The organism is Parafrankia soli (assembly GCF_001854695.1).
Classification (GTDB): Bacteria; Actinomycetota; Actinomycetes; order Frankiales; family Frankiaceae; genus Parafrankia; species Parafrankia soli.
The window spans coordinates 1-14,363 of sequence record NZ_MAXA01000102.1 but is presented as its reverse complement, the minus strand read 5'-3'; the positions used below and the strand labels follow the sequence as shown (position 1 = coordinate 14,363).

Sequence of the window (14,363 nt, the reverse complement as noted above, 5' to 3'; positions counted from 1 at the left end):
CTCCGAGACAAAGGCACGCCGTGGTATCGGTCGATCCCACGGATGAGAACGCCGATTCCTCATCCGATGTGCCATCGTCGGCCGGAGGCCCAATTCTGCCAAGCGGGCGAACGCTGTCAAGTGCTCCGCCGGCCCGGCGCCGGTATTCGTGTCGACCCACGGCCGCTTTCCGTGACTCCGCTCCACGCCCGTATGGGCCTCGGGTCGTCGCCGCGGCGGGACGCCCGTCCGCGGCTTTACCGGGCCGCGTTTCCGGGATATTGACCGGAGTCAGCACTCCGCCGCTGTGGGCCGGTGGGCGGGTGGGGTTCGCCGCCGGAGCCGCCGGCTTGGCTGACCCGGCCGTCCGGCCGTCCGGCCGTCCGGCCGTCCGGCCGTCCGGCCGTCCGGCCTGCCCGGCTCCCGGCTGGGTGGGCGTGACCGCAGGTGGCGTGGCGGTGACCGACCGGTGTCGGGCCCGCCGCCGCGGGACCGCACCGGACGCCCGTCAGCGCCCGCGGCCGGCGGGGGAACGAGGGAAAGTCGGCGAAGCCAGGCGGGTGAGGTTCGTTCTCCCGAATCTCGGAATCATCCCGCCGGCGCGGTGAATCGGTCCGGCCGCGTGATTCGTGCGGGGGATCTTCCGGGCTTCTCCGCCACCCGGCGAGCGGCCCGGCCGCGGCCGGGCTACGGTTCCGCCCATGTCGTCAGCCGTCACACTGCCTGCATGGACCGAAACGTCGAAGTACCTGTCACTGACCACCTTTCGCAGTGACGGGCGATCCGTCTCGACGCCGGTGTGGTTCGTGGTCAACGGCGCCGAGCTGCTCGTTCTTACCGACGAAAAAAGCGGAAAGGTGCGCCGTCTGCGTGACTCCCCGCGGGCGACGGTCGCCCCGTGCGACGCCCGCGGAAAGGCGGCGGAGAGCCCGGTGGAGGTGATGGCAGAGATCGTCCCGGAACGTACCGGTGCCGCGCGGGCCATGGTGCGCCACCGTTACCGGGTCGCGGCGCCGCTGGTCTCGGCCATGTCGAAGGCGGCGCGCACGGTGCGCCGGCGTCCGCCGGAGACCCAGACCGCCATCCGGATCACCCTGCCCGGCCGGTAGCCGCACCCGCCACCCGCTGTTGGGGCGGCGGCCTCACGTGCCGTGGACGCCGCCGAACATCGCCTCCGACCGCAGCCGCAGGCCGGCCGTCTGGTCCACGATCTTCCGTTGGACGGCGGCCCGGGGGTCACGGCTGGTGATGCCCTTGATCCCCAGGTCGACGGCCAGCGCCCGCAACCGGGCCACCGTAAGCGGGCCGAGGGCGTCCAGGAGCTGCTCGGCGGCCGCGCGGCTGGGCGCGTCGAGCAGGGATCGGCGCAGCTCCTCGAGCTCGGCTCCGCTGGGAATCTCGACCTGGGCCCGGCCCGCGGCGCCCGCCGCCGCACCAGCGGGACGTCGCGCCGCCGTGCCCGAAGGGCGTCCGGCGGCGGTGGACACCACGGCGAGCCGGGCGTGGCCCGCGATCAGGTCGGCGACCTGGCGGCTGTCGAGGCCGGTCAGCAGCTCCGCCACCTGGCGCAGCAGCAACGCGCCGAGGTCCGCGGGCGAGGCGCCGGAGTCAGCACCCACGGCGCCGGTTCCCGTGCTCATGGTGGTGGCTTCAGTACCCACGGTTGGCCGCCCCGATCCGCCGGAGGAACTCGTCGACGAGCGTGCGCAGCTCGAGCGCGAGCCCGCGGGGAATGCGCTCGGAGAGCACGACGGGGAGCTGGGTTCCGGCCGCGCCGGCGAAGTAGCTGTTGCTCTCCCGGACCATCGCGTCGAACACCGGCGCGTCGAGGCTTTTCGCCAGCTCGATGTGCGGCTGCATCGCGGTGATCGGCTGGCCGCCGTAGTACTGCACCATGGTGAACACGATGCCGAGGATCTGCGGGTCGAGCCGTTTGACCCCCGGGTGGCGGTCCGACTGCATGTCGGCGACCCGGTTGTACTCCCACGCGAAGCGGCGCAGCCGGGTGAGCAGGTGCTCGATGCCCAGCGTCGACAGCTCGTCCGGCCGGGCCGGGACGAGCAGGAAGTCGCACGCGGCGACCGCCATGCGGGTGATCACACCGAAGTTCGGCGGGCAGTCGATGAGCACCAGGTCGTAGTCGTGCGGGTGGAACGTCGCCAGGCCCGCGGCGAGACGCTGGTAGACGTCGAAGTAGTACCGGGTCGAGCGGTGGACCTGCGCCCCGCCCAGCCGGGCCGCCAGGTTCATCTCGACGTCACCTAGCGAGAGGTGCGACGCGACCAGTCCGAGCCCGCCGCCGTTGTGGGTGATGGCCGAGTTGACGACCGGCGGCGTCGTGACGAACGGTGAGAGGTGCGGAACGTAGGACTCGCCGCGCCAGGCCTCGAACCACTCCTTGACGGTCCGGTCGTCGGCGAGATTCGCCCGCCACTCCTCCGGGCGGTAGAACGAGAACGTGAGGCTCGCCTGTGGGTCGAGGTCGATCATCAGGACGCGCTTTCCCCAACGGGCGATGTCCGCGCCGATGTTCGCGGTGAGCGTCGTCTTTCCCACCCCGCCCTTGTAATTGACGACTGCCACGACTTTCACGGCATCCTCGCTCCCGTATCCCGCCGGTGCTGGTAAGAGGAAACCACACGCCGGCGCGTGATTCGTGCGGCGGGGCGCACGGCGGAGATTCGCGCGGAGTGGGTTTGTGCGGAGAGTGTTTGTACGGCGGGGCCGGGCCGGGGCGGATTCGCCGCGCCGGGCACGCTACTCCGTAGGACGGCCGGGCACGCTGTTCCGCGGGGCGGAGAGCGCGGCGGACCGGCCTGCCGGCCGTCAGGGCGGCGCGTAGCCGATGAGCCCCTCCGCTGTCTGGCCCTCGCAGTCGGCCTGGAGTGATTCGAAGTGATCCTCGCCGATACGGCACCGGTACACCGCCTGGGTGGCCGGCTCCGCCGGCTTCGCCGCGTAGATCCAGCCCAGCACGCCCACCGGCGTGCGACTCTCGCATGAGGACGCCAGCGAGGTGAACGACTCCGCCCCGTTGAGGCACGTGTAGACGGGAACCGTCCCAGGGGCGTCACCGCTGGTGAAGAGCTTGCCCAGCACATGCTCCAGGTGGAAGCCGGCCGCCGGCGCCGCGCTCGTGAGCGAGGCGTGATCCTGACCGTTGTAGTAGCGGTACAGCGGCGTGGCCGGCGGCAGCTGCGGAGTCTGGGACGGCGCGGGCGCGGGGGCCGCCGACGGCGGCACACCCGGTGTGCCCGTTGAAGGGCCCGGCGGATTCGAGCCCGGCGCCACGCCGGGGGAGCCGGAGGCGGTCTGGGTCGCGCCCGGCTTCGCGGGATCCGCGGCCGGGAAGCCCGGCCGGCTCGCGCGTGCCCCCTTGTCCGCCGGCACCGGGGGCACCATGTCCTTGAGCGCCCCGACCCGCATCCGCGCGTCCTGGTCGCTCCGGTCACCGCTCCCCGCCGACCGGTCCCATCCCACACCGGTCACGGCGAGCGTGACCGCGAGCACGGCGAGGGCCAGGCCGGCGGCGGCGAGACCGGTCAGCAGGCCGGAGCGGCCGCCACCGGTGCCGCCGCTCCCGCGGCGGCGCGCCCGCAGGGTCCGATCCGCCACCGTGCCGATGCCCGGCGCCACCACCGAGCCCGCCGGTGCCACCGAGCCCGCCCGCGCCGCCGCGGTCTGGACGTCCGACACGTCGGGCGGGGGGCCGGCGCCTGGCGGCGTCGGTGGAACCCAGCCGGTTCCGATCAGTCCGCGGACCGCGGCGTCGGCCTCGTCGAGGCTGGCCACCACGACCCCGGCGAGGCTGGACACGACCTGCGTCGCCGTCGGCCGCAGGCCCGGGTCCTTGGCGAGGGCCCGGGCGAGCAGCGGGAGCAGGTGGTCGGGCACACCGGTCAGATCGGGGTCGTCGGCGAGCACGCGCATCGCGGACACCGCCGGCGCGTCGGCGGGGAATGGGTGCCGCCCCCGCGCCGCGAAGACCACACACAGAGCCCAGGCGAAGATGTCTCCGGGTGGCCCGACCCGCTCGCCGCGAAGCTGCTCGGGCGCCATCCACGCGACGGTCCCGAGCACGCCCCCGGCGGTCGTGTGGCTCGTGGCGTCGAGCGACCGGGCGATGCCGAAGTCGATGATCTTCGGGCCGTCCCAGGCCAGCAGCACGTTGGACGGCTTGAGGTCGCGATGCACCAGGCCGGCGGCGTGCACGGCCACCAGCGCGTTCGCCAGACCGGCGGCGAGGCCGGCGAGCATCGGCCCGTCGAGGTGCCCACGCCGGCTCACCGCCGCCTGCAGGCTCACCCCGTCGACGTACTCGGTCGCCATCCACGGCGTCGGTGCGTCGACGTCGGCGTCGAGAACGGCGGCGACGAACGAGCCGCGCACCCGGCGGGCGGCGGCGACCTCCTGGCGGAACCGGCCGCGGAACTCGGCGTCGCCGAGCAGGTCAGGCCGGACGACCTTGACCGCCGCTGGTCGGCGGGCGGGGTCGAACCCCAGGTAGACGGCGCCCATCCCACCGGTGCCGAGCCTGCCCGACAGCCGGTACGGCCCGATGGCACGCGGGTCGGAGTCGATGAGCGGCTCCAGCATCCGGTGTCCTTTCCGCCGCGGCTCGGTGTCGACGGCGCCGGGCCGGCCGCCCGGTCGCCGATGGTATCCACCGGCCACATGCGCCCGAACAGGCCCAAATGCCACACGGCCGTGGCAGCGGCCGGGTGTCACCTTCGGCAGGGGGCCGCGTCGAGGGCGTCGAGGGGGCGCGACATCATGGGACGTACCGGCGCATGGCCGGCCATCCGTATCGGCGCGGCACCTGGGAGCACCCATGTCCGACCTGTCCGTTGATCTGAACGCCGACCCGGCCACGCTGGTCGACGCGCTGGGCTCGTTGTCGGAGTCCCAGACGGAGACGGTTCTGCGTGGCCCGTCGGGCGACGCCGTCCTCGACGAGCTGTTCGCCCGGATGCGCGACAGCTTCCAGCCCGAGAAGGCCAAGGGCGAGGACGCGCTGGTCCAGTTCGTCCTCAGCGGTGGGCCGGGCGGTGCGACGCGGGTGTATGTGCTGGCCGTCCACGGTGCGGCGTGCGAGCTGACCATCGACCCGCCCGGCGGCACGGCGCCGGGCGGCGGGCGGACGGTGACCATCACGACCGACCGCGTGCGGCTGGTGCGCGTTGTCACAGGGCAGGCGAACGCCGCCAAGCTCTACCTCACTCGCAAGATCAAGATTGATGGTGACCTCAAGTTCGGCGGGCAGGTCGTCTCCTGGTTCGGGGTTCCCTCCGAGAACTGAGCGCCGCCGGTTACCGAGCGCACACCGCTGCGGGATCGCGTTATGGTCCAGCGGGGATCCGTAAACGGGCTGTAATCGATCCGCGGGACGGGTCGCGTCGCCTCGAGGTCCGTTCCGGTGGCCGGTCTGGCAGGCCGCCGGAACAGCTGTTGTGCAGGGTGTTGCCAAGACTTCCTGCTCACGCAACCATCTATCACCGTGACATGCGACGAGGTAATGCAGGTAACTGACCCGATCGAACGTGCGGGGCTTGCCGACGAGCTGATGTGGACGTCACATCCGCAGCGTTCGGCCCTGCGCGCAATCAGGGCCGCCGCCATCAGGCAGGCGCTCGAGGGCGGGTACGCCCCCACCGATCTCGCCAGCCGGATGAAGGTGACGGTCGCCGACGTCGGATGGATGGCGGACCACCCGGTGTCCGTGCTGCCGGCGGCGCCGCGAATGGCCGAGCGGGCGACACGCATCGCCTGAGCTCGCGGTCGGGACCGCGACGAGGGACGTAGTCCGGTCAACGGCGACCGGGCACACCTTTCGCCGGCCCCCTGGACCCGCCGAATCCCGGGGTGGCTCCCGCAGGCGGATCCGCTTTCTGCCTTTCTCCTCGCCAGCCCACCCTTCGCCTTTGGCCCTTGGCCCTCGCTCGTCGCGGAGCAGGGCGACGTCGGCCCGCCGGGCGGCCCCGGTCGCAAAAGCTTGACCTGAAGTCAACTTCAGGTATTAGCGTCCGAGCCGGCTCGTGATCCCCCGGCCGTCCGGCCGAGGGGCCGCGCGCCCCGAACGCCGCCGGCGCGCCCACCTGGGACGCGCGGAAAACTGTCGGACCTCCGTGTTCCGATACGTGCGGCCGTACGGACCTCGGCGACGGACAGGTGGTGTTCAGATGAGCATGGAGTTCGCGGCCTGGAACTCGATGTATTCGGCGATGCACGCCCAGGAGGAGCGGCGCCCGTTCTCCCGGGCGACCGTGCGCCGGATCGCGGGATTCGCCCGGCCGCACCGCCGTACCCTGGGCCTGTTCCTGGTGACGAGCATCGCCGGAGCCGTCCTGGCGGTGGCGACGCCGGTGCTGGCCGGCCGGGTCGTCACCGCGATCGTGGACGGCTCCCGTCCCCGCACGGTCATCGTCCTCGCGGCGCTGATCGCGGCGATCGCGGTGGCCGAGGCCGCCCTCGGCGTACTCAACCGCTGGCTGTCCGCGGGCATCGGCGAGGGCCTCATCCTCGACCTGCGCACCGCGGTGTTCGACCACGTCCAGCGGATGCCGATCGCCTTCTTCACCCGCACCCGTACCGGTGCCCTGGTCAGTCGGCTGAACAACGACGTGATCGGCGCCCAGCGCGCCTTCAGCGACACCCTGTCAGGAGTCGTCGGCAACCTCGTCGCGCTCCTGCTCACCCTCGTCGTCATGATCAGCCTGTCCTGGCAGATCACCCTGCTCGCGCTGGTCCTGCTTCCCGTGTTCGTCCTGCCGGCACGGCGGATGGGCTCCCGCCTCGCCCGCCTGGAGCGCGAGGCCGCCCACCACAACGCCGTCATGGGCTCGCGGATGACGGAGCGTTTCTCCGCCCCCGGCGCCACCCTGATCAAGCTGTTCGGCCGGCCCGCCGACGAATCCGCCCAGTTCGCCCGCCGCGCCCAGCGGGTGCGCGACATCGGCCTGCGCACCGCCATGGTCCAGTGGGTGTTCGTGACGGCCCTGACCCTCGTGTCCGCCCTCGCACTGGCGCTCGTCTACGGGCTGGGCGGCTACTACGCCCTGCGCGGCGAGCTGGAGCCCGGTGCCGTCGTCGCCCTGGCGCTCCTGCTCACCCGCCTCTACGCGCCGCTGACCTCACTGGCCAGCGCCCGGGTGGAGGTGATGAGCGCCCTGGTCAGCTTCGAGCGGGTGTTCGAGATCCTCGACCTCGAGCCCCTCATCGTGGAGCGCCCCGACGCCCGCCCGCTGCCCGCCGGCCCGGTGTCGGTGGAGTTCGACCACGTGCACTTCGCCTACCCCTCGGCCGACGCCGTGTCACTGGCGTCACTGGAGGAGGTGGCCGTCCTGGACGAGCGCGAGAACGGTGAGGTGCTGCACGACGTCTCGCTGCGGGCCGAGCCGGGCCAGATGATCGCCCTCGTCGGTTCGTCCGGGGCTGGAAAATCGACGATCGCCCAGCTCATCCCGCGTCTCTACGACGTGGGCTCGGGCGCGATCCGGCTGTCCGGGGTGGACGTCCGCGACCTGACCGCGGACTCGCTGCGCGAGACCATCGGCATGGTCACCCAGGATGACCACCTCTTCCACGACACCGTGCGGGCGAACCTGCTGCTGGCCAGGCCCGAGGCGACCGAGGCCGAGCTGTGGGACGTGCTGGGCCGGGCCAGGCTGGCGGACCTGGTGACCCAGCTTCCCGACGGGCTGGACACCGTGGTGGGGGAGCGGGGCTACCGCCTCTCCGGCGGGGAGCGCCAACGCCTCACGATCGCCCGCCTGCTGCTGGCCCGCCCCCGGGTGGTGATCCTGGACGAGGCCACCGCGCATCTGGACTCCACGTCCGAGGCGGCCGTGCAGGAGGCGCTCGGCGAGGCGCTGGCCGGCCGGACAGCGCTGGTGATCGCGCACCGGCTCTCCACCGTGCGGTCGGCCGACGTCATCCTCGTCATCGAGGCCGGCCGGATCGTCGAGCGCGGCAGCCACCCCGAGCTCATCGCGGCGGGCGGTCGTTACGCCGAGCTGTACCGGACCCAGTTCGAGCAGCGGGACCCCGCCGTGGAGGTGCCGCTTCAGCCTGCGCCTGCGCTCGCCGGCGCCGAGTAGGCCCGGCGGCGGCGAGCGCAGGCGGCGGTTGGCGCGCGGGAGCCGCCGTCGATCGCGAGGCGGCCGAAGAACTGCAGCCCGGCGGAGGGAGGGAGGTTCGACTGGCCGCCCGGTCGGGTGATAGCTCAGCGCCGCGGTGTAGTGCACGTCCGCGGTGATCCATACGGTGTTGCGCACCCGGTTGCGCCGGATCGCCGAGAGGGCCTGCCCGATCTCGACCTCACGACCCAGCGGCACCCCGGGCGAGCCCTGCGCCACTCCCTCGATGGCGGTGGTGCCGTCCGGGACGACGCCGCCGAGCGGCGGGTCGTTCGCGATCACCTTCCAGGTCGCCCTGCTCCTGGTCAGGCCATCGATGAGCCAGTCCCGCTGCCGGGTGCCGAGGATCGCCGCGCCGGCCGGATCCGTCTGCCCCACCCCGTTGTTGTTCTTGTAGCTGCGCATGTCCAGGACGAACACGTCCAGCAGCGGGCCGTAGGAGATCTTGCGGTACAGCCGGCCCGCCGGGTCCGGCCGCACCGGCCGCGCGCGCCCCGGCGGTCGCCCCCCATGGCCGCCATCCCGCGCGGTGGCTCCGGCGCGGCGTCAGCGCGATGGCCCCCAGCGGGGAGAAGCCTGGCAATCACGGCGATCCGGCGACCGACTCCCCGCCGACGCTCCGCGTACGGCGCGATGAACGTTGCGGAACGCGATGAACATCGCGCAGAGGGATGAGCGCTGCGGATCGGGCGGGCCAGCCAGCCCGGCAGCCGGCCAGCCGGCTGGTGAGGGCCCGATCCCGGCTGGCGAGGTTCTGAACCCGGCCGCGGGCGGCGCGGAACAGTCCCGGTGGCGATCTGGCCCGGTCGGAGGGTGTCTCCGCGTGGGCGCTCCTGACCAGCGCGGACGGGACCACCGGGTGGTCCCGTCCGTGAGTGCATAGCCTATGATTTCCGCCCCAAGCGCTGTTTTCCGTGTGGTGCGCCGGAGGGAGACCCTGGATTGGGCGGGCGACCGGGTGTGCCACGGGATCCAGAGCGGCGATCCAGAACGCTCCCGTTCGACCTGCGCGGCGGAGGCCGGCCGCCCCGCAGCGCCTCCTCGCAGCTCTCCCGGGTGCTCCTCGGCTTCCTGTCCGTCCTGGTCTTCGCCGTCACCGCGGGCGGATGGGCCGTCTACACGTACGCCAACGGCCGCATCGGGCAGGTCAACCTCGACCTCGGTGACGACCGGCCCGAAGAGTCCGAGGGCGCCACCAACTTCCTGCTCGTCGGCACGGACAGCCGTGCGGGCCTCGAAGGGCAGCGCTCCGATACCACGATCCTCGCCCACTTCGGTGAGGACGAGACCGTGACCATGCTGTCCATCCCGCGCGACACCTACGTCACGATCCCCGAGTACACCGACACCGACGGGCGCAAGCACGCCCGGCACAAGGCCAAGTTCAACTCCGCGATCTCCGACGGCGGCCCGTCACTGCTGGTCCGCACGATCGAGTCGCTGACCAACATGCGCATCGACCACTACGTCTCGATGGACCTGGCGGGCTTCAAGTCGATCACCGACGCGATCGGCGGCGTGGACGTCTGTGTCCTACCCTCGGACCACAAGGAGTTCGTCGCCGAGAACGGCCGGACGAGCCGCAACACCAACGACCCGATGAGCGGCTTCGTCGGCGGCCCGGGGACGGTGCACGTCGGCGGCGAGCAGGCCCTGGCGTTCGTCCGGCAGCGGCACGGCCTGCCCGGCGGCGACATGGACCGCATCCGCCGCCAGCAGCAGTTCATGGGCGCGGTGTTCCACAAGGTCGTCGGCGGCGGGGTCCTGACGAACCCCAGCCAGCTCGAGCAGCTCCTGTCCACGGCCACCGGCGCGCTCACCCTGGACGACAACACCGATCTCCTGGACCTGCGGAAGCTCGCGACCAGGCTGAAGGGCATCGCCTCGGGCGGGGTCGGCATGCAGACCCTGCCGACCCATCCGCCCACCAGGGCCGAGGGCGCGGTGAACGACCGCGGCGAGATCCTCGTCGGCGGCCAGCGGGTGTCCGTCCAGTTCTACAATCCGGCCGATCTGGAGCGCATCGTCGCCCCGCTCGGCGGCTCCACAGGTTCGGCCCCGGGCGCCGGCGGCGGCGCCGACGCCACCGAGGTCGCCGTCCAGGTCTTCAACGGCAGCGGGATCGCCGGACTGGCCGCCGACGCCGTCGACGAGCTGAACGGCAAGGGCTTCCGGGCAACCAACGCCGGCAACGCCTCCACCAGCAACTACGTGACCTCGCGGGTCCGCTTCGGCACCGGCCTGGACGCCGCGGCGGCCACCCTGCAGACCCTCGTACCCGGGGCACGGCTGGAGAGCGACCCCGGCATCGACGGGCTCCAGCTGATCCTCGGATCGTCCTTCGATGGCATCGCCGACGTCCCGGTCACGGCTCCCGCGGCCGCTCCGGCCGCCACCGGCGCCGAGACCGCCGCCGCCGGTACCACGGCAGCCGGAACCGTCCCCGGCGCGCCCGCGCCCCCCGCCGCGGCCACCCCACCCCCCCCGCCGAACTGCACCTACTGACGTGGGATGTCCACCCGACCGCGGGACGCCGTAGTCGGCCCGGGGGCTGACCGGGGTGCCGGGCGGGTCAGTCGGGGTCCGGTTCGTCCGTCGCGTGGCTGGCGGAGCCCTTCGGGATCCGTTGGCGTGGACTCAGCGCGACCCAGTCCTGGGCCCAGGCGGACAGCGGCTCCAGAACGCCCAACAGCCGACGTCCATGGCTGGTCAGGCGGTACTCGCCGACCTCGTCGACCTCGACCAGGCCGGCTTCGCGCAGCTCGCGCATCCGCTGCGAGAGCTGGGACTCCGGCGCGCCGACCCGTCCGGTGAGAGACCGGAAGGAGGACGAACCGCCGCGAAGGCTCCAGAAGGCGGCCAGCGTGTACCGGCGTCCCAGCAGTTCCAGGATGGCGGCGAGCTCCTCCGGCACACCGGCCGCAGCCTGCCCGGAGCCGGAGCCGGAGCCGGAGCCGGAGCCGGAGCCGGAGCCAGGCCCGGACCCGGCACCTGACCCCGGCGTGGCACCGCCGGCATGCGTGGACGTCCGCCGGCCGCCGGGGCCGCGTCGCCCCCGGTCAGCGCGCACGGACACCGGTGTGGCCGCCGGCGGCCGGGTGGACCCGTGCCGAGCGCTCGCCAGCGGGACGGACCCGGACGGCCTGCAGCCAGACCGCCCGGAACCGGCGTTTCCTGGGGTGGTCCCCCAAATGGGGCAGGGCCCACACCGCGGTGTGGTGGGAGATGCTGGTCGTCGTCAGCGCGAGTGCACCCCCACACCGTTGGAGCTGTGCGCTCCCAGGGACGCGGCGAAGGTGGTGCCGTCGCTGTCCTGGGCGCTGCCCAGCACGGTGCGGACCCGCTGGGCGAGGGCCCCGGCCTGGGCCGAGACCACCCCGGCGACGCTCTGGACCTCCGGGCGTTCCCTGACCTCGCGCGCCTGGCGCATGATCGCGTCGTAGTGGTCACGCCCCGCACGGGCACCGAGGACGTACCCGATGCCGAGGGCAACGACCACACTGGGCCTGATGCGCATGGTTCCTCCCGGGGCAGGAGCCGGGCGTTCGCGGCTGACACCGCGCTTGCTCCGGCTTGTCACAGGCTTGTTTACTACCCCACCGACAGCCGTGCCGGAACCTCAGGTAGGCTGACGACGTCAGGCACGATCCGTCGCCGCCACCCGCCCGGTTCGGGCGGCTAGATCCAGGCGGCACGGCGGCCAGGCCGCGGAGCATCTGGTCGCTCGGCGGAACCTGGGCGGTTCGGGCCTGACGGAAATGACGGTCCCGCGTAGCTCAATTGGCAGAGCAGCCGGCTGTTAACCGGCAGGTTATAGGTTCGAGTCCTATCGCGGGAGCATCGCCGCAGGTCAGAGACCTGCACCCTCCTTCTCATGTAGATCATCTCCACAGATTATCCACACTTTATGGGCCGTGCCTGGCCACAGGTTTGCCGTCGAGCCGAGAGTGCATGACCGACATCCTGCGTCCGCCTCGCGCGCGGTGCGTGATCGAGAGAATGTGACTGGCGCCACATCGATCTTGGTTGTGGTCCCTCGTGGAAGTGCGCTCTCGCGTCGGTCTGTGGACGACGGGCGATCCGCGCAACGCCCTCGGAGGTCCGCCGAAGGCGGACCTCCCTATGTGCCGGTGCCGATCGGGTGACCACGGCGGCGTGGTCGGGAACCTCTGTCCGTGGCCTTCAAGATCGTATCCAGATCGTCTGCCGGGGTACTGCCGTGGCGCGTCGCCGTGATGATGGCGGGAGGTGGCAGGGCTGCCATCGCATAGCTTCGCGGGGCGTGAGCGCTGTACAGGTGTCATCTCGGGCGTTCAGGCCAAACTGATGATCATCCGATGTCTGGCAGATGCGGCCTGAGTGTGGGTCGGCCTCCCCTGTTGCTGCGCGGGTCTCGCTGCAATGCTGCGGATGGTGGCCTCGTGGCGTGCACCGCCGACGCCGCAGGCGGCCATTCACCGCTCGTCAGGCGTCGAGGGCCCTGTCCGCAGGATCTCCTGCGGACAGGGCCCTCGATGGCTATCGGCTGGAGGTGAGGCCGGCGGTGAAGTGTGCGACGCGGTCGCGGTCGGGGCGGAATTCGATGCTCGCGGCGATGATGTCTATGCCGGCGCGGGGCCTGCCGTTTTCCCGGTCGGTCCACAGGTTGGTCTGGATGTCGGCGACGCGGATGACGAGCCAGTCGGCGATGTTCAGGGAGGCGTCGCGGACCTGGGTGGCGAGGTTGTCGTAGGCCTTGACGGTGAAGTAGCGCATTTTGCCTTCCCGGACTCCTTCGGAGGTGACTCGGTCGGGGAGGCGGAGTCCGAGGGGGATGGCGGCCCAGATGCCGGAGCGGCGCCTGAGGTCTCCGATGTGGACCTTGTGACTGACGTATCCGGCGATCGTGCAGTCGATCATTCCGTGCATGGCGACCTCCTCGGGCGGGGAGGGTTTGACCGCCGGGTGGCGGCCTGGTCTGTGTTTCCCTTCCCGGCGTTTTGGTCGGTGGCGTCGGGCGATGGGGTGTGTCAGCCGGGCGGCCGTCCGGTCAAGATGTTCCACGGCCCGGAAATCGTGAACGGTGAAGATCGGATTCATGTCGGGTCGTGGAAGATCTGTGAACGGGCGGAAGAGAGCCCGGTTGACACGCCACTTTCCGCCCGGCGCATGCTGACCGAGCCGGGAGGGAATACGCGGATCTCGGGCTGCCTGGGGCGGTGAATCTGACGGGCCCGCAGGGGCGACGCGGTGTCGATGACGATGGATTCCGCGAGTTGGCGGAATGCGGAACGGATAGCGGTGCCCGCTTGGCTCTACGTGTTTCCTCTGGTTCTGTCGACGATCACGTGGCGAGGAGGACGCGTTTACGGAGGAGGTCGAAGTGGGCGCGGCCGTACATCTGGCGTTTAAGCATCTTGATGCGGTTGACGTGTCCTTCGACTGGACCGGAGCTCCAGGGCTGGGTGAGGCCGGCACTGACGGCGGCCAGGTCGCGTTCGAGACCGTTTGCGTACCTGTGCAGGGGTAAATGTTCGGTGATGCCGTGGGATCGCACGTCGAGGTCCCGGCCGGCGTTGCTGGTCGGTTGGGTGTCGGCGAGGCGGGGTCAGGCCGCGTGCTGGTCGGGCGGATCGGCGCCGTCGGGGCTGTCGGCGGTGTCCCCGGGCGCGGGTAGCCAGACGAAGAACTGTTCCAACGCCGTGCCATCGGGTGGTTTGCCCCCGGCGTCGACCCTGCTGGCTAGGGCCTGTTCTGAGTTCGGATCATGGGGTTGGCAGGCTGCGTAGCCAGAGGATGGATCCGCGCAGGTGGAGTCCTGCGGCGTAGCTTTCGGGTGTCTTGTCGTAGCGGGTGGCCAGACCCCGCCATTCCTTGATCTTGTTGATGCCACGCTCCACGGTGTTGCGGTCTTTGTAGAGCGTGGCGTCGTGGCTGACCGGGCGGCCTCCGGCGCTGCCGCGCTTCTTACGGTTGGCCTTCTGGTCGGCCTTCTCCGGGATCACCGCCTGGATCTTCCGTGTGCGCAGGTGGGCGCGGTTGGCGCGGGAGGAGTACGCCTTGTCTCCGGCGACCGCGTCCGGCCGGGTCCTGGGGCGGCCGACCGGTCCACGCACCTTGATCTTCTTCAGGACTGGGAGGAAACGTGGGCTGTCCGCGGCCTGTCCGGGGGTGAGGATGATGGACAGTGGGCGGCAGCGCCGGTCGGTCGCGAGGTGCACCTTGCTGGTCAGCCCGCCCCGGGAGCGTCCCAGTTCGGCGGCGGTCAGC

12 protein-coding genes, 1 tRNA gene and 2 pseudogenes are annotated in these 14,363 nt (G+C 71.7%); 6 read left to right on the top strand and 9 right to left on the bottom strand.

Annotated elements, in window-relative coordinates; translation table 11 throughout:
* Window positions 1-680: 680 nt before the first annotated feature.
* The gene (locus BBK14_RS09935) at window positions 681-1,088 is read left to right on the top strand and encodes a PPOX class F420-dependent oxidoreductase (RefSeq protein WP_071061269.1); all 408 of its coding nucleotides are present in this window, start codon (window positions 681-683) and stop codon (window positions 1,086-1,088) included.
* Between the two features lie 33 nt (window positions 1,089-1,121).
* Here BBK14_RS09935 and BBK14_RS09930 read toward each other — a convergent pair whose 3' ends face one another.
* The 3 genes from BBK14_RS09930 to BBK14_RS09920 all read right to left on the bottom strand — a co-directional run bounded on the left by BBK14_RS09930 (window position 1,122) and on the right by BBK14_RS09920 (window position 4,575).
* On the bottom strand, window positions 1,122-1,619 hold the full coding sequence (locus tag BBK14_RS09930; RefSeq protein WP_241831356.1) for an oxidoreductase: 498 nt from the start codon (window positions 1,617-1,619) through the stop codon (window positions 1,122-1,124).
* A 10-nt stretch (window positions 1,620-1,629) separates the two neighbouring features.
* The gene (locus BBK14_RS09925) at window positions 1,630-2,571 is read right to left on the bottom strand and encodes a ParA family protein (protein ID WP_071061265.1); all 942 of its coding nucleotides are present in this window, start codon (window positions 2,569-2,571) and stop codon (window positions 1,630-1,632) included.
* Between the two features lie 234 nt (window positions 2,572-2,805).
* The gene (locus tag BBK14_RS09920) at window positions 2,806-4,575 is read right to left on the bottom strand and encodes a protein kinase domain-containing protein (protein ID WP_071061263.1); all 1,770 of its coding nucleotides are present in this window, start codon (window positions 4,573-4,575) and stop codon (window positions 2,806-2,808) included.
* 235 nt (window positions 4,576-4,810) lie between these two features.
* Between BBK14_RS09920 and BBK14_RS09915 the strand changes: the two genes are divergently transcribed.
* The 3 genes from BBK14_RS09915 to BBK14_RS09905 all read left to right on the top strand — a co-directional run bounded on the left by BBK14_RS09915 (window position 4,811) and on the right by BBK14_RS09905 (window position 8,075).
* Window positions 4,811-5,278, top strand: coding sequence for an SCP2 sterol-binding domain-containing protein (locus BBK14_RS09915; protein ID WP_071061261.1), 468 nt, complete (start codon window positions 4,811-4,813; stop codon window positions 5,276-5,278).
* A gap of 216 nt (window positions 5,279-5,494) precedes the next feature.
* A complete protein-coding gene (locus BBK14_RS09910) occupies window positions 5,495-5,749 on the top strand; it encodes a hypothetical protein (RefSeq protein ID WP_020458932.1) in 255 nt (84 codons plus the stop codon).
* A gap of 409 nt (window positions 5,750-6,158) precedes the next feature.
* Window positions 6,159-8,075 (top strand): ABC transporter ATP-binding protein, encoded by a 1,917-nt coding sequence (locus tag BBK14_RS09905; RefSeq protein ID WP_071061260.1) that lies wholly within the window; start codon window positions 6,159-6,161, stop codon window positions 8,073-8,075.
* Between the two features lie 168 nt (window positions 8,076-8,243).
* Here the strand turns inward: BBK14_RS09905 and BBK14_RS42775 are convergent.
* A pseudogene (locus tag BBK14_RS42775) lies at window positions 8,244-8,594 on the bottom strand (alkaline phosphatase D family protein); the annotation flags it as partial.
* A gap of 480 nt (window positions 8,595-9,074) precedes the next feature.
* On the opposite strand from BBK14_RS42775, the gene BBK14_RS09895 reads away from it, so the two are divergent.
* Window positions 9,075-10,619: an LCP family protein gene (locus tag BBK14_RS09895; RefSeq protein WP_420849139.1), complete on the top strand. Its 1,545-nt coding sequence runs from the start codon at window positions 9,075-9,077 to the stop codon at window positions 10,617-10,619.
* 67 nt (window positions 10,620-10,686) lie between these two features.
* On the opposite strand, the gene BBK14_RS09890 is transcribed toward BBK14_RS09895, so the two are convergent.
* Window positions 10,687-11,184 carry a winged helix-turn-helix transcriptional regulator gene (locus BBK14_RS09890; protein WP_241831354.1) on the bottom strand — a complete coding sequence of 166 codons (498 nt, stop codon included), beginning with the start codon at window positions 11,182-11,184 and terminating at the stop codon, window positions 10,687-10,689.
* 168 nt (window positions 11,185-11,352) lie between these two features.
* Complete coding sequence (locus BBK14_RS09885; RefSeq protein WP_020458943.1) at window positions 11,353-11,631, bottom strand: hypothetical protein; 279 nt, start codon at window positions 11,629-11,631, stop codon at window positions 11,353-11,355.
* Window positions 11,632-11,879: 248 nt separating this feature from the next.
* On the opposite strand from BBK14_RS09885, the gene BBK14_RS09880 reads away from it, so the two are divergent.
* Window positions 11,880-11,952 (top strand) — tRNA-Asn (locus tag BBK14_RS09880).
* Between the two features lie 680 nt (window positions 11,953-12,632).
* Here BBK14_RS09880 and BBK14_RS09875 read toward each other — a convergent pair.
* The 3 genes and pseudogenes from BBK14_RS09875 to BBK14_RS09865 all read right to left on the bottom strand — a co-directional run.
* Window positions 12,633-13,193, bottom strand: coding sequence for a hypothetical protein (locus BBK14_RS09875; RefSeq protein ID WP_241831352.1), 561 nt, complete (start codon window positions 13,191-13,193; stop codon window positions 12,633-12,635).
* Between the two features lie 244 nt (window positions 13,194-13,437).
* Window positions 13,438-13,629, bottom strand: a pseudogene (locus tag BBK14_RS09870) (transposase); the annotation flags it as partial.
* A 229-nt stretch (window positions 13,630-13,858) separates the two neighbouring features.
* Window positions 13,859-14,363: IS5 family transposase (locus BBK14_RS09865; RefSeq protein WP_116430038.1), on the bottom strand; the 505-nt coding region annotated here is incomplete at its 5' end.

Bases quoted from the DNA above. Each gene is read 5' to 3' on its own strand.
- BBK14_RS09935 (WP_071061269.1), top strand. From the start codon at position 681: ATGTCGTCAGCCGTCACACTGCCTGCATGGACCGAAACGTCGAAGTAC.
- BBK14_RS09930 (WP_241831356.1), bottom strand. From the start codon at position 1,619: ATGAGCACGGGAACCGGCGCCGTGGGTGCTGACTCCGGCGCCTCGCCC.
- BBK14_RS09920 (WP_071061263.1), bottom strand. From the start codon at position 4,575: ATGCTGGAGCCGCTCATCGACTCCGACCCGCGTGCCATCGGGCCGTAC.
- BBK14_RS09915 (WP_071061261.1), top strand. From the start codon at position 4,811: ATGTCCGACCTGTCCGTTGATCTGAACGCCGACCCGGCCACGCTGGTC.
- BBK14_RS09910 (WP_020458932.1), top strand. From the start codon at position 5,495: ATGCAGGTAACTGACCCGATCGAACGTGCGGGGCTTGCCGACGAGCTG.
- BBK14_RS09905 (WP_071061260.1), top strand. From the start codon at position 6,159: ATGAGCATGGAGTTCGCGGCCTGGAACTCGATGTATTCGGCGATGCAC.
- BBK14_RS09885 (WP_020458943.1), bottom strand. From the start codon at position 11,631: ATGCGCATCAGGCCCAGTGTGGTCGTTGCCCTCGGCATCGGGTACGTC.
- BBK14_RS09875 (WP_241831352.1), bottom strand. From the start codon at position 13,193: ATGAATCCGATCTTCACCGTTCACGATTTCCGGGCCGTGGAACATCTT.